This is a genomic window from Labilibacter marinus (assembly GCF_001659685.2).
In the GTDB taxonomy this organism is placed as follows: domain Bacteria; phylum Bacteroidota; class Bacteroidia; order Bacteroidales; family Marinilabiliaceae; genus Saccharicrinis; species Saccharicrinis marinus.
The window spans coordinates 159,335-172,952 of record NZ_LXYE02000010.1; the positions used below are offsets into that span (position 1 = coordinate 159,335).

Here is a 13,618-nt window from a genome sequence, read left to right on the forward strand (position 1 = left end):
TGTCATTTTTCTCTTAAAAAGATAATCTTCAAAAAATTCAACCTTTATACTGTTGATTTGTTAATAAACTGATGTTTTTTTAGCAATTTTGCAAGTGATGACTTTTGGTCATTCATATTTATACACACAAATCATATTAAAAGATGAATCCGCAAGCGCAAGAATTAAATGATGTTATCATTTCTAAAAATCCTGTAGTATTTGATTTATTGTCTGATAAGGGTAAAAATATCTTTTTCCCAAAAAAAGGTATCCTTGGTCAAACAGCTGAAGCTAAAGGAACGAAGATAAATGCAACTATTGGAGCTGCAATCGAGGATGACGGAACGCCTATGCGATTAGAGTCTATTGCTTCTAAAATTGACTTGGATCCATCTCTTTCATTTCCATATGCGCCTAGTTTTGGTCGTCCAGATCTTCGCAGTAAATGGAAGGAAATGATTTATGAGAAAAACGATAAGCTTCAAGGACAAGAATTAAGTTTACCTGTTGTTACAAGTGCCTTAACGCACGGTATCAGTATGGCTGGTTATTTGTTTATGGATGAGGGGCAGGAGGTTATTGTTCCAGATTTATTTTGGGGTAATTATAATTTAGCATTGATAAATGCTTATGGTGCAAAGCTGTCTAAGTTTAATTTGTTTAAAAATGGTGGTTTTGATACGGAGGCTTTAAGAGCAAGCCTTATGTCGGAAGGAGAGAAGAAAGTATTGATTTTAAACTTCCCTAATAACCCAACAGGTTATACACCGACTATTCAGGAGATGGAGGATATTACTGCTGTTGTAAAAGAGGCTGCTGAAGCGGGTAAAAAAATTGCCGCATTAACGGATGATGCCTACTTTGGATTGGTGTTTGAAGAAGGTATTGCAACGCAATCTATTTTTGCTTATTTATCCGATCTACATGAAAATGTATTGGCAGTTAAAATTGATGGAGCAACCAAGGAAGATTACGTGTGGGGTTTTCGTGTGGGTTTTGTGACTTATGCTATTAAAGGAGGAGATGCAGAATTGTATCAGGCCTTAGAAATGAAAACGGCTGGAGCTGTTCGTGGAAATATATCCAACTCATCTAATTTAAGTCAGTCCTTGTTATTACATGCATTTGAAGCGCCAGATTACCAAGAACAAAAGCATTCTAAGTTTGTGATTATGCGTACTCGTTATGAGGCCATAAAAGATGTATTGCAAGATGATAAGTATGCTCAATATTTTACAGCTTTACCATACAATTCGGGTTACTTTATGTGTGTGCAATTAAAAAAAGGGTTGGATGGAGAGGCTATCAGAGCCATTTTAATTGAGAAGTATAGTATTGGAATCATTAATTTAAACAATGTTTTACGTGTAGCATTTTCGGCTATGGCAGCATCTGATGCTAAGGAATTGTTTGATGGAATACTAGCGGCTTGTAAAGATTACGAGGCAAAATAGCTTATACAATATTTTATAATATACGAGGGTAATTGTTTGTCATTGATAAATAATTACCCTTTTTTATTTCAGATTTCTTTTATAATAAGTTGAAATCCTGTAGCTTTAATCACAACATTTATACTGCTATGGATACTAAAGATCTTTATTTAGAGGAGCGAAAAGAAGTGGCTCGCTTTATGCGAAGGCTATATTCAAAGGGACTTACTACAACACTTGGAGGCAATGTTAGTAAACGGGTTGGTGATCATATTGTGATTACTTCAACTGGAGTTGATAAAGGGATGATGAAAAAGAAACAAGTGGCTATTGTTGATTTCTATGGTCAGAATCTTACCCCTCATTTAAAGCCTAGTTTGGAGACTTCGATGCATATCCAAATTTATAAAGACCATCCAACTATTAATGCTATAGTGCATTGCCATAGTATTTTTGCTTCGGCTTTTTCGGCCATGGATGTGCCCATTAATGCCCACCTTATAGCTGAATCCAGAATGATTATTAAAGAGCCTGTTGTAGCACCTTATGGTTTAATGGGTACGGCGGAATTGGCCAAAAACGTAAGTGAAACATTTGCTGAGAACAAAGTGCTGATTATGGAAAATCACGGAGTTACAGCGATTGGGTCAGAAATGATAAAGGCTTTTGATAGGATAGAGGTATTAGAAAATGCGGCTAAAATGACCTTTATTACTAACCTTTTAAATGACGAAAGAAACTTATCAGACGATCAGCTGGAGCAAATAGACGATTTATAGCCTTCATTAAGAGGGGTGGGTGAATTTAAATTCAGTTCCCACGTCAGTTTGGCTGCTGAGACTTATTTTACCACCTAGTAGTTCAACCATATTTTTAGCAATGGAAAGCCCTAGTCCTGTGCCACCCATGGCATTGTAGTGCTGTTGACTATCTTTGAAAAATCGAATAAAAACACTTTCGAGCTTTTCTTGAGAAATACCTATTCCAGTATCTTTAACCGTAAATATGTAGTGAGAATTTTCTTTCTCTACAGAAAAAGTGATACTTCCTTTATTGGTGAATTTAATCGCATTTTCAATTAAGTTACTCAATATCTGCTTCAACCTGATAGGGTCAGTATTGATAATTGGGTCTACATCACTATTTATATGGTATTCGATATTGATTCTATCTCCCTTAATTTCCTTCGCCTTTAAAGAGAAGTTAAAATATAAATTTTCGAATAACTCTTTAATTTTAATAGGTTCCTTTTGAATGGATAATTCTCCAACCTCAATTTTAGAAATATCGATAATGTCGGATATAATTCGTAATAATTGAACTGAATTTTCTTCTATTATCTGGATGTATTTTTTCTTTTCATCTGTGGTTAAATCCTGCTCTTTTAATAAGTCGGAGAAGCCAATGATGCCGTTCATGGGTGTTCTTATTTCGTGCGACATATTAGATAAAAAAGCAGATTTTAATCGATCACTCTCTTCTGCTTTTCCTTTCGCTGTTTTTAGTTCATTCGCAGTTTCTATTAAATCGGTATAAATAGCTTTTCTATCCTTAATTTCATTTCTGAGATTTTGGTTTGTCTCCAATACCTCTTTGGTCTGCTTATTTACCTCACGTCTTAATTTACGATTAAAGAATGAAACCAATAATAACGTGAGGGCAAGTAGCGTAAATGCTACTATAAAAATAAAAGTAAGCCTGCTGTGTCTTCGTTGTCGTTTTTGTTGGTAATCTTCATATAGATAGCCATCAAGAGAATAGTCCGCATCTAATAAGCCCAAACTTACATACGTATCACCAATATGTTTCCATCGCTCTTTGTGAGTGTAGCCAATTTCAACAAACTTAGGCAGAATGAGTCCTTCCATTTCTCTGGCTTCGTTAATAAGTTCGTCTCTTGTATATTGACTGGCGTATTTTTTAATGATTAACTCAATGATTTCTTCCTTGTTATTCATGGCGTAATGCCAACCTTTAGAAGTAGCTTTTAAGAAAGCATCAACTTGGTTAGGATTCTTATCTAAGTAATTCTCTGAGGTAAAAATACAATCACCATAAAAATCGATACCATATTTTAGTGGTGAAATAACTACAGGGTGATAACCTGATTTTTTAATTTGATATGGCAGGTCGATAGAATAACCGTCAATCACTTGATGACTGCCGTCAATAAGGCCTTTTATTCTACTTTCTGTATCTGAAAGCGTAATAAGTTCAGATAGGTTTTCTTGTTTTATAAGGGCTTTTGTAGAAGGTAAATCATTGCTGGAAATGCGTACGGTTTTACCAGGAAAGTCCTCAATTGAATTAATATTATATTTAGCTAGCGTAATAAACGCTTCGGGGGAATGCTGAAATATAGCAGCTAACAATACAACTGGTTTGCCTTTATTTCTTTCAATTAAAAGTAAGGGCGATTCAACCCCGATATCAGCTTTTGCAGAGACTACATGTTGAACAAAGTCCTTGTCTTCTCCTGCCGGAATTAAATTCACAGAAATCCCTTCTTCTTCGTAATATCCTTGTTCAACAGCAGCATAAAATCCAGCAAATTGAAATTGGTGTGTCCACTTTAGTTGTACCCTAATTGTGTCGTTTGCTTTTGTTGCTAGTGCAAAAATAAATAATAAAAAAGTTATATATATAAGTATTCTTTTCAATGTTATCTTGTTTATTTATAGTGTTGCCCAAATACGCGCCAAAGAATTTCCCGGAGCGTCAATCTTTAAATCTAAAAAATAGCCAAAGGGTGTTTGTGCTGTTTCAAATTCTGCATTTTCGAGCCTTGCTTGAGCAGCATCTAATAACTCTTTAGTGTATGCAGAGGATGCTTTTGATTCGGATAAATGTGCAAATGAATGTAACACTACACTTTTGGTATCATTTTTTCTAGCAGTCCATTTTAAATGATTCACTAGTTTTTTTTCTCTACTGATTACACTTTTTTCTTCATCCGATACTTCGACATGGATAAAGGCTAAAATGCAATTTTCAAATTTTTGTCCTTGATCAGGTTCTGGTGCACTTTCTAAATTTTTTACTTGAGGAGTATAAGCAAAGCTATTGGTATATAATACTAATACTTTCATTCGTTATTTTCCAAATTTCAACCAGTTGCTTCAACGGGTTATTCATACATATTGCAATGTAAATAAAAAAGCACAGTAAGTAAATATTACTGTGCTTTAAATATGGAGTATGACCTATAAATTATGAATTAATCGACTGGTCAACTAAGTTTAGTATATCTTTTTCTAGTTGAGTTGTCTTTTTTACTATTGACTGGCCATCTTTTAGGATGTTATCTACAAAAGTTAAATCGTTTAGCTCTTTGGCATTAATTTTAACATTTAACCATGCGCCTAAAACTCCACTTCGGGCACTTATAGCACCTACTCCTGCATCCGTAATAGAGTTTTGGTTTCCTATTTTTGCCATTTCAAACATTACTTCCATTGAATTATAGCAGAGTTCCATGGTTTTAAAGGGTACCTCAATGGCATACTTGGTGGCATCTTCTATAGTTTGTTTTCGGATGACTTTTTCGCTCTCAGATTGTTTTGGAAGTTGAAAGGCATCCATAATTTTATTAAAAGCATTGGTGTCTTCATCTACCATTTTTAAAAGTTCATCGTGATAGTGTTTGCCTTTTTCAGCCCAACCGGAAAACTCTGCACATTTATCGTCCCAACCTCTTTTATGCGAAGATAAGTTGGCTACCATCGTACCTAATGCAGCGCCCATTGCTCCAAGGTATGCCGAGATTGAACCTCCTCCGGGAGCAGGAGATTCACTGGCGGTTTCAAAAACAAAATCAGTCAGACTCATATCAACCAATTTCTTTGTGGTTTTATTCTCTTTCTCCAGAATGTATTCTATAATTTTCTTGTCGGGGTCAAAAGGGTAAAGTTCATCTAAGCCTAAAGATTTAACTGCAATTTTAATCAGTTCTCTATCTGAAATACCTACCGATCTGTTTTGCTTTTTTAAAAAGTATTTACCAGCATCTAACATGGCTTTTAGGGGAATGACACCAACTAGTTCTGATCCTGTAACGCGCAAACCAGCAACTGTAGCTCTTTGGCAAGCTGTGTCGAATGCTTGATGCATACTCGTTACGGTAATGTCTGTGAGGTTTAAAGAAATTTGTGCGATACCATATTCCTCAATATACCAGCCAATGCCTTTTGTGGCTTTTAATAAACCTGGTTCGTTGATGGGGTTTCCATCTTTATCTTTAATTATTTTTCCTGTTAATGAACCTCCTTCGCGTTTGACTCTGCCTCGCTCTCTAATATCAAAAGCCACCGTATTGGCTCTTCTGGTGCTGGTTGTGTTTAGGTTGATGTTATAGGCGATGAGAAAATTCCTGGCACCTACAGCAGTTGCACCTGATTTTTGTGTTTCTTCATTCCATTTGAATGAACCAAAATCAGGTTTCCATTCCTCGCTGGTAATTCTCTCGCCTAGCGCTTCATATTCGCCTTGTCGGCAAGTAGCCAAATTTTTGCGTTCTTCTTTTTGCGCTGCATGCTCGTAACAAAAAATAGGAATGTTTAATTCTTCCCCAATTCTTTTAGCCAATTGGTGTGCATACTGAATAACTTCCTCCATAGTGATATTAGCCACAGGGACTAATGGACAAACATCAGTAGCGCCAAATCTTGGGTGTGCGCCTTTGTGTTTGCGCATGTCAATAAGTTCTTGGGCTTTTTTTATAGCGAGAAAAGCTGCTTCTACAATCTGATCGGGAGTACCCACCATGGTTACCACTGTTCGATTAGTGGCTTTACCTGGATCAACATCTATTAAACTAACACCCTCTACTTTTTTTATCTCATCGGTAATTTGATGGATAATATTCATATCTCTACCTTCACTAAAATTGGGAACGCATTCTATTAATTGTTGCATGAGCTGATATTTAAGATTTTACAATATTTCCATTGATGATTACTTGGTCAACTTTATTCTCTCCATAGTAGTAAGGGATATATTCCAAATTAGGAATTTCTTTGGTGATGATGAGGTTGGCTTTTTTGCCTTTACTAATTGAGCCCAGTTTTTGCTCTACACCCATGGCATAGGCTCCGTTTATTGTAGCTGCGTTAATGGCCTCGTTAGGTAGCATTTTATAGAGTATACTTCCCATGGAGATGATGAACTGCATATTCCCCGATGGAGAAGAGCCTGGGTTGAAATCGGTAGCCAAAGCTACAGGTAAGCCTGCTTTAATCATATCCCGAACGGGTGCGTATTGCATGTTTAAAAAGAAGGCAGCACCAGGTAAAATAGTAGGCATTGTTGTGGATTGTAATAAAGATTCGATTTCATCTTGGCCAACAAACTCCAAATGATCTACCGAGCGGGCATGGTGTTTTACACCCAGCTGAACACCACCTGAATAATCTAATTCGTTAGCATGAATTTTTGGAGGTAAATTATATTTAGCTCCAACATTTAAAATGCGATCGGTTTCTTCAATAGTAAAAAAACCTTTATCGCAAAAAACATCGATGTAATCAGCTAGATTTTCATCGGCAATCCTGGGCAGCATTTCATCTGTAATAAGTTTGATATAAGCGTTTCGTTTGTTTTTGTATTCGGTAGGGATGGCATGGGCTCCCAGAAAAGTAGATTTAATAGTTAGTGGACTATTCTCTTTCAGTCGTTTAATAACTCTAAGCATCTTTAATTCGCTTTCGGTTGAAAGGCCGTAACCACTTTTTATTTCAATAGCTCCTGTTCCCCATTTTACAATTTCATCCAGCCTAACCATAGCTTCGTAATAAAGCTGATCTTCGGAAGCGTTACGCATGGCTTTAGCAGAGTTTAAAATTCCGCCTCCTCTTTTTGCAATTTCTTCGTAGGAAAGGCCCTTTATTTTATCCACATACTCAACCTCCCTAGTTTTTGGAAATACCAAATGGGTATGAGAATCGCACCAAGCAGGAAGAACTGTTTTTTCTTTAGCATCAATTTCTATATCAAAGTTTATAGAAGGTAAATCTTTCATGGAGCCAAAATCCTGGATGCTACCATCATTAATAATTAAAAAAGCATCATTTATGGAGGTGATGTTCGCCATGTCTTTTCCTGCTAAAAAAGGTATGTCACTTTTTAAAATGATCCCAGCTAATTCTTTAATGTTTTTTATTAGTGTCTTTTTCAATTTAATGCGGATTAATAGTGAAAAATACTTGTATAAAATTAAGGGGAGTAAGGGCTATTCTCAATGATAACCATCATCAAAACCTCTATATTAATAGGTAAGAAACATGATTTTTAGGCACGTTTTAGGGTTTTGTTAAATAGATATGTTGTTCTAGTATTCGTAGTTGGTGATTGTAATGTGCAGTAGTTGAGTGTGTAGGAGGTATTTGATTAAGGCGTCGAAGTGTTAATGGATGTTAAAAGATACCTTGTGATATAAATATGTATTGACATCTTTCCCTTATGGTTGTAATTTGTAGTTACATAAAATGCTCTCCTGGTCCCCAATAATAGGAACATTCAAAATGTGTGTGAGGTTTAGGTTAGTTTTTTAGAATGTTTCCGTATGCCTGTCTGTTCTAAGACAGGCTTTCTTTTTTTAGTGCAGGCCGATGCTAAATTCCAAATTATTTAAATGTTTAAGGCAAACCCAAAAGTAAAATTGGTATAATTCGATATTTTTGTATGGTTACCAATAAAAAATAAAAATGAGTAAAAAGAGTATATTATTCGTATGTCTGGGCAATATATGCAGATCTCCAAGTGCAGAGGCTGTAATGAAAGCTAAATTGAAAGAATATAGCTTGGAGCATAATTATTTTATCGATTCTGCAGGTGTTACGGGGTATCATGCTGGCGATTCTGCGGATGCGAGAATGCAAACGCATGCTTTAAAGCGAGGATATGATTTAACGAGTATTAGTCGACCTGTAGAAGCAGGGGAGGATTATGAGCGTTTTGATTACATCATTGGTATGGATGCACAAAATATGAGCGATTTGGAAGCAATGGCATCTTCTGCTGAAGACTTGGCAAAACTGAGTAGGATGACGGACTATTGCACTGAGTTCACTCATGATTCGGTACCAGATCCTTATTATGGTGGCGCTGCGGGATTTGAGTTAGTGCTTGATCTGTTAGAGGATGCTTGCGATGGATTAATCTCGAAGTTGGAAGATGAATAAAGCTGTTCAGAACATAATAGAAGCACATTTAAATGATGAGGTTATTTCAGGTGCTTCTGTTGGTGGCGGCTGTATTGCTGATTCTAAAATTATTGAAACAAGATCAGGAACAAAGTATTTTTTGAAGCAAGGTTTTAGTAATGGTGTTTTTAGCTGTGAAGCAAACGGATTAAAAGAGATTGAAAAATCCCAATCGATTAAAACGCCCAAGTTAATTATAATTGAAAAGGATTTTCTTTTGCTAGAGTATTTGAATCAAGGACTAAAGTCACAAGAATCGATGTTTAACTTTGGCTGCAAGTTTGCTTTTATGCACCAGTATGAAAATGAGTCCTATGGATTTTACGAAGATAACTTTATTGGCTCCAATAATCAGGTAAATACCCAAATGCCGCAATGGAGTGATTTTTACTTTCAGAATAGGTTATTGTTTCAATTTAAATTAGCCGAGAAGAATGGTTTTGTAGATAAGGTATTTCGCTCTTTGTTTAAAGGGCTTGAAAAGCGTTTGAATAGTATACTAAAGGGAAGTGAAGAAGCACCTTCTTTATTGCATGGAGATTTGTGGGGAGGAAATTATTTAATAGGTGAGAACGGAGACGCGGTATTAATTGATCCTGCTGTTTATTATGGCCATCGCGAAGCGGACCTGGCTATGACAAAGTTATTTGGTGGTTTTTCGGAGGAGTTCTACGAAGGTTATCATCAAACTTACCCATTAAAAGAGGGCTATGAGCATCGCGAAAAGATCTATTTATTATATCATGTTCTAAATCATCTTAATTTGTTCGGATCGTCATATTATAGTCAGGCCATTAATTTAATGCGGTATTATCAATGAAAAAGTCCGCCTTTTCGAGCGGACTTTGTATAGTAGGGATTTCTGTTTATATAAAACCTCTGGTTTCTGCAATTATAACCATCAGCTCCACAATTTCGTCATCTGTCATTTCTTTGCAGTTAAAACAGGCATCATAAAACTCAACATCGGGTACACCTTTTTCAAAGTATGATCTAAATAAAAATCTTCTTCTATCCATCTCTTGACATTCTCTTTTTGCTTCAGAGATAGTTTTTCCGTAGGTATTACTTATAATTTCAGCTCGCCACTCTAACGGAGCCATCAATTTAACATGAAATGATTTTTTAAAGTTTTTTGTGATAGCCTCAGCAGCTCTACCTACAATGACAACGTTCCCCTCAGAGGCAGCTGTATGAATAAAGTTGGCAATAGTATTATTTATTTTCGCATCACTTGGGTAGTAGGTGTCCGAAAAGAATAAAGCTAAGTTTTCAAAAAAGCTTCTGTTTTTATACTCAGATAAATCCTTAACTAATGAAGGGGTTAATTTTAGCTCTCGGGCAGATTCTTCAATAATTTCTTTACTCAACCATTTCCATTCTTCTGTTTTCTCTTCTCGCTTTAGTTTTTCAGAAATCACCTCGGCAAGGTATTTACCAATCCTTTTTCCGGGGCATCCATATTCTCGGGATATAGTAATAACGGGACCTTCAGACTTGATGATTTGTTGCTCATCGCCTTTGCCAACTCGTTCTCTCATATATTTTAAAAACACATTATCCATGGTGTACTGGTTATAAGGTTATTTTGATATAAAATATAGCGAGAAAATCTTAAAAGCGCAAGTAAATTGAGGAGGGATATGGGCATAAAAAAAGGATAGATGGAAACATCTATCCTTTACCCTTAAAATCAGCTTTGTTAAATCTAAATCTATGAAAAAAAATCTACATTACAAATGTAGGTGATTCTTTAATGAAAGAACTTGAAAATAAGTTAAAGCTTGTTAATGTAAATATGTGGTTATATATAGGAGCTTGATTACAGTTGAGCTTTATTGCAGTATTTCAGTTGTTTTTGCAAGGGTGGCTCTAGTAATGCTCTTATTTTTTGCTACTTTTGCGCTAAATTCACTGTTGGAAATTTAATGGCTAAAAAAAAGAATACTAAAGCAGGTGTATCCAGAAGTGGTTCTACTGTTTCATCATCGTTACGAAGAAAGCATCGTACTGCTTTTTTACTGAATGAAAAAGAGAAAGAGGCCATTGAAAGCTACTGCAAAAAGAACAAAATTCGCAACAAGTCTAAGTTTATGCGAGAGACTTTAATGCGAACAGTGATGGATCATTTCTTAGAAGACTACCCAACTTTGTTTGATAAAAAGGATATGGATAAGATTAAGATTTAATTTTTTTAATCCATTCTTTTAATCTGTAATCTGTTAAATCGGGTTCGTTATCTTCATCTAGCGCTAAGCCCACAAAATTATTATCTACTACAGCTATCGATTCCGAAAAATCATATTCATCGATAGGCCAATCACCAACAAATTTACAGCCCTTATCCTTAATTAAGTCGTAGAGTTTTCCCATTCCATTGCAGAATGTATCTGGGTAGGTAAATTGATCGCCCAGGCCAAATAAAGCTACGGTTTTACCTTCCAAGTCTGTATTGACCAAAGTGTCTACAAAAGTTTCAAAGTCATCTTGCAAATTACCTACTCCCCAAGTGGAAGTACCAAGAATTAAGAAATCATACTTTTCAATATCTGATTGCTCAGCTTGTTCAACGGGATTCAGTTCTGCTTCAGGAAGTAAATCTGCTAACTTCTCCGCTACAAAGCGAGTGTTTCCGACTGATGAACCATAAAATATGCCTGTTTTACTCATAGTTTTTATTCTTATTTCAATTCTAACACCTACGTTTAGATAAGGTTTATGCGATGTCTTTATTTTTTGCGAATTACAAAAATGCCATCTCTAAAAGGAAAAATAACTTTTTCTACTCTAGGGTCATTTTTTACGATTTGATTAAATTCTAAAATACCTTGCGTATAAGTGTCATTCGGGTCAACGGGTTCAATCACTTTACCATCCCAAAGTATATTATCTGCTAAAATATATCCTCCAGGGTTGAGCATATCATACACTTGTTTATAATAATTAGGATATTGCCTTTTATCACCATCCATAAATATTAGGTCGTACTTTTTTTTAAGCTTTGGCATTACATCAAGTGCATCGCCAATATGCATTTTAATTTTATGAGCTAAGCCCGATTTATCGAAGAAAGATTGTGTAAAGGGTTCTATCTCATCATCAATGTCAATGGTGTCTATAAAACCATCGTCGGGCAACGTTTGAGCCATGCAAATACATGAGTAACCTGTAAATGTTCCAATCTCTAATATGTTTTTGGGTTGAATCATTTGGCACATCATTTTTAGTATTTGTCCTTGCAAGTGCCCAGATAACATTCGAGGACGAAGGATGTGAAGATGGGTTTTTCTATTCAGCTCATACAAAAGTTCATCTTCGGGGCTGATGTGTTCTAAAATGTAATTTTCGAGGTCTATATTTTGATTAAACATGAGCTTACAAATAAATCAGTTGAGACAAGTCCTTAGGATTAAAGCATTCGTTAGCAATCTCGGCAAGATCGGAAGCGCTTAGTTCGTCTATCTTTTTATAAATATACTCTAGGGAATCCACCTTGTTGTATAGCAAATAGCTTTTGCCCAGGTTTAACATGAGGCTTTCTTTGTTTTCTGATGAGATAGCAATTTGACCTTTTAGCTGTCGTTTGGCTTTTTGCAACTGCAATGTGCCCAGATGTTGGTTTCTTAACTTATCTAATTCGGTAAAAACTATTTTTAGGCTTTTGTCCACATTTTTTCTATCGGTACCAAAATAAATGGAGAACACGCCAGTGCCGTAAAAAGCCGTATAGCTTGATTCGATATTATAGGCAATCCCTCTTTTTTCGCGTAAGGACATATTTAAACGACTATTCATCCCGGGTCCACCCAATAAATTATTAAGTAGATGCAAACCCAATCGTTTTGGATGGTTGTAATCGTAAGCAGCTCCTCCGATAATAACGTGGCTTTGGTAGGTGTCTTTGTTGGTTCGAATAATTTGTGGAGCACCTGTTACTATTGGCTGGCGTTTTATTTCTCGTCTGTTTTCCTTTATATCGCCAAAATATTTCTCGGCCAGTTTAACAACCTTTTTAAACTCTTGCTGACCAACGGAGCAAAAAACCATATGGTCGGTGTGGTAGTTGTTATCCGTAAAGCTAAAAATATCGTCTCGTGTAAACGATTTTAGGGTTTCTGGAGTTCCTAATATATTTCTGCCGATTGGATGATTGGGATAAAGCAATTCTTCAAAGTCATCAAAAATTAATTCTGCAGGAGAATCCTTATATGAGTTAATTTCATCTACAATAACTTCCTTTTCTTTTATTAATTCTTTTTCAGGAAATACTGAATGAAAAGTAATGTCGGAAATAAGTTCCATTGATCTTTCATAGTCTTCCTTTAAGCAGGTGGCATAAATACACGTTTCCTCCTTAGATGTAAAAGCGTTCAATTCGCCACCAACGTCTTCAAGTCTGCTTAAAACGTGAAAAGCCTTACGTTTTTTAGTGCCTTTAAAAACTACATGCTCAATAAAGTGAGCCATACCGTGTTCTTTCTCCTTTTCATCTCTTGAACCAGCATTAATAATCATCCCACAATAGGCAACTTCTCCTTTTTCTGGCTTATGTATGATGCGTATTCCGTTATTTAAGGTATGTGTATAAAATTCCATGAAAAAAATATTGGAGTGCAAAAGTACTAAACTACAACGTATTTCAATGCTTTGGATGATAAATTTAAATGAGAAAATACAAAAAGGGTTTTGCAGGAAAAAATCTTTGATTATATTTGCACCGCCTTAAACGAAAAGGTTCTCCTCTAACAAGGAGATTGAGGTATTGAGAATAAATGAAGGTGCCATAGCTCAGTAGGTAGAGCAATGGACTGAAAATCCATGTGTCCCTGGTTCGATCCCAGGTGGCACCACATTCTTCACAATACTATTCTGGTAAAACAGACCTCAAAACATTACGGGGTGCCATAGCTCAGTAGGTAGAGCAATGGACTGAAAATCCATGTGTCCCTGGTTCGATCCCAGGTGGCACCACCTCTAAAAGCCGAAAGAAGAAATTCTTTCGGC

General features: G+C 35.9%; 13 protein-coding genes and 2 tRNA genes. 7 read left to right on the forward strand and 8 right to left on the reverse strand.

Features of this window, described 5'->3' with window-relative positions; all coding sequences use genetic code 11:
- Positions 1-143: 143 nt before the first annotated feature.
- Together A8L32_RS04940 and A8L32_RS04945 are read left to right on the forward strand one after the other, a co-directional pair.
- Positions 144-1,436 (forward strand): aminotransferase class I/II-fold pyridoxal phosphate-dependent enzyme, encoded by a 1,293-nt coding sequence (locus A8L32_RS04940; protein WP_066628310.1) that lies wholly within the window; start codon positions 144-146, stop codon positions 1,434-1,436.
- Positions 1,437-1,564: 128 nt separating this feature from the next.
- Positions 1,565-2,194, forward strand: coding sequence for a class II aldolase/adducin family protein (locus A8L32_RS04945; protein WP_066628311.1), 630 nt, complete (start codon positions 1,565-1,567; stop codon positions 2,192-2,194).
- A gap of 6 nt (positions 2,195-2,200) precedes the next feature.
- On the opposite strand, the gene A8L32_RS04950 is transcribed toward A8L32_RS04945, so the two are convergent.
- From A8L32_RS04950 to hutI, 4 genes are all read right to left on the reverse strand, one after another.
- Positions 2,201-4,075, reverse strand: a complete 1,875-nt coding sequence (locus A8L32_RS04950; RefSeq protein ID WP_066628314.1) for an ABC transporter substrate-binding protein — start codon at positions 4,073-4,075, stop codon at positions 2,201-2,203.
- A 15-nt stretch (positions 4,076-4,090) separates the two neighbouring features.
- The gene (locus A8L32_RS04955) at positions 4,091-4,504 is read right to left on the reverse strand and encodes a threonyl-tRNA synthetase editing domain-containing protein (protein ID WP_066628316.1); all 414 of its coding nucleotides are present in this window, start codon (positions 4,502-4,504) and stop codon (positions 4,091-4,093) included.
- A 121-nt stretch (positions 4,505-4,625) separates the two neighbouring features.
- Positions 4,626-6,329 carry a glutamate formimidoyltransferase gene (ftcD, locus tag A8L32_RS04960; protein ID WP_066628318.1) on the reverse strand — a complete coding sequence of 568 codons (1,704 nt, stop codon included), beginning with the start codon at positions 6,327-6,329 and terminating at the stop codon, positions 4,626-4,628.
- Between the two features lie 10 nt (positions 6,330-6,339).
- Entirely contained in the window at positions 6,340-7,587 is a 1,248-nt protein-coding gene (hutI, locus tag A8L32_RS04965; RefSeq protein ID WP_066628320.1) for an imidazolonepropionase, read from the reverse strand.
- A gap of 529 nt (positions 7,588-8,116) precedes the next feature.
- Here hutI and A8L32_RS04970 point away from each other — a divergent pair.
- Entirely contained in the window at positions 8,117-8,593 is a 477-nt protein-coding gene (locus A8L32_RS04970) for a low molecular weight protein-tyrosine-phosphatase (protein WP_066628322.1), read from the forward strand.
- Positions 8,586-9,434 (forward strand): fructosamine kinase family protein, encoded by an 849-nt coding sequence (locus A8L32_RS04975; RefSeq protein WP_066628324.1) that lies wholly within the window; start codon positions 8,586-8,588, stop codon positions 9,432-9,434. Before A8L32_RS04970 ends, A8L32_RS04975 begins: the two co-directional genes overlap by 8 nt.
- Before the next feature lie 46 nt (positions 9,435-9,480).
- Here the strand turns inward: A8L32_RS04975 and A8L32_RS04980 are convergent, their stop codons facing one another.
- Complete coding sequence (locus A8L32_RS04980; protein WP_233145454.1) at positions 9,481-10,155, reverse strand: cytidylate kinase-like family protein; 675 nt, start codon at positions 10,153-10,155, stop codon at positions 9,481-9,483.
- A gap of 387 nt (positions 10,156-10,542) precedes the next feature.
- On the opposite strand from A8L32_RS04980, the gene A8L32_RS04985 reads away from it, so the two are divergent.
- Positions 10,543-10,803, forward strand: coding sequence for a hypothetical protein (locus tag A8L32_RS04985; protein ID WP_066628328.1), 261 nt, complete (start codon positions 10,543-10,545; stop codon positions 10,801-10,803).
- On the opposite strand, the gene A8L32_RS04990 is transcribed toward A8L32_RS04985, so the two are convergent.
- Genes A8L32_RS04990 through A8L32_RS05000 form a run of 3 tightly spaced genes read right to left on the reverse strand, consistent with a single transcriptional unit; the run spans position 10,793 to position 13,210 of the window.
- Entirely contained in the window at positions 10,793-11,284 is a 492-nt protein-coding gene (locus A8L32_RS04990) for a flavodoxin (protein ID WP_066628331.1), read from the reverse strand. The two genes, A8L32_RS04985 and A8L32_RS04990, sit on opposite strands and share 11 nt — an antisense overlap.
- Positions 11,285-11,343: 59 nt before the next feature.
- The gene (locus tag A8L32_RS04995; RefSeq protein WP_066628332.1) at positions 11,344-11,985 is read right to left on the reverse strand and encodes an O-methyltransferase; all 642 of its coding nucleotides are present in this window, start codon (positions 11,983-11,985) and stop codon (positions 11,344-11,346) included.
- Between the two features lie 4 nt (positions 11,986-11,989).
- Positions 11,990-13,210, reverse strand: coding sequence for a M16 family metallopeptidase (locus A8L32_RS05000; protein WP_066628335.1), 1,221 nt, complete (start codon positions 13,208-13,210; stop codon positions 11,990-11,992).
- A 181-nt stretch (positions 13,211-13,391) separates the two neighbouring features.
- Here A8L32_RS05000 and A8L32_RS05005 point away from each other — a divergent pair.
- Positions 13,392-13,464, forward strand: a tRNA-Phe gene (locus A8L32_RS05005).
- A gap of 48 nt (positions 13,465-13,512) precedes the next feature.
- Positions 13,513-13,585, forward strand: a tRNA-Phe gene (locus tag A8L32_RS05010).
- The last annotated feature ends 33 nt before the right edge of the window (positions 13,586-13,618 follow it).

Excerpts from the sequence above, each read along its gene's own strand:
- A8L32_RS04940 (WP_066628310.1), top strand. The coding sequence starts at position 144 with ATGAATCCGCAAGCGCAAGAATTAAATGATGTTATCATTTCTAAAAAT.
- A8L32_RS04945 (WP_066628311.1), top strand. The coding sequence starts at position 1,565 with ATGGATACTAAAGATCTTTATTTAGAGGAGCGAAAAGAAGTGGCTCGC.
- A8L32_RS04955 (WP_066628316.1), bottom strand. The coding sequence starts at position 4,504 with ATGAAAGTATTAGTATTATATACCAATAGCTTTGCTTATACTCCTCAA.
- ftcD (WP_066628318.1), bottom strand. The coding sequence starts at position 6,329 with ATGCAACAATTAATAGAATGCGTTCCCAATTTTAGTGAAGGTAGAGAT.
- A8L32_RS04970 (WP_066628322.1), top strand. The coding sequence starts at position 8,117 with ATGAGTAAAAAGAGTATATTATTCGTATGTCTGGGCAATATATGCAGA.
- A8L32_RS04975 (WP_066628324.1), top strand. The coding sequence starts at position 8,586 with ATGAATAAAGCTGTTCAGAACATAATAGAAGCACATTTAAATGATGAG.
- A8L32_RS04980 (WP_233145454.1), bottom strand. The coding sequence starts at position 10,155 with ATGAGAGAACGAGTTGGCAAAGGCGATGAGCAACAAATCATCAAGTCT.
- A8L32_RS04985 (WP_066628328.1), top strand. The coding sequence starts at position 10,543 with ATGGCTAAAAAAAAGAATACTAAAGCAGGTGTATCCAGAAGTGGTTCT.
- A8L32_RS04990 (WP_066628331.1), bottom strand. The coding sequence starts at position 11,284 with ATGAGTAAAACAGGCATATTTTATGGTTCATCAGTCGGAAACACTCGC.
- A8L32_RS04995 (WP_066628332.1), bottom strand. The coding sequence starts at position 11,985 with ATGTTTAATCAAAATATAGACCTCGAAAATTACATTTTAGAACACATC.
- A8L32_RS05000 (WP_066628335.1), bottom strand. The coding sequence starts at position 13,210 with ATGGAATTTTATACACATACCTTAAATAACGGAATACGCATCATACAT.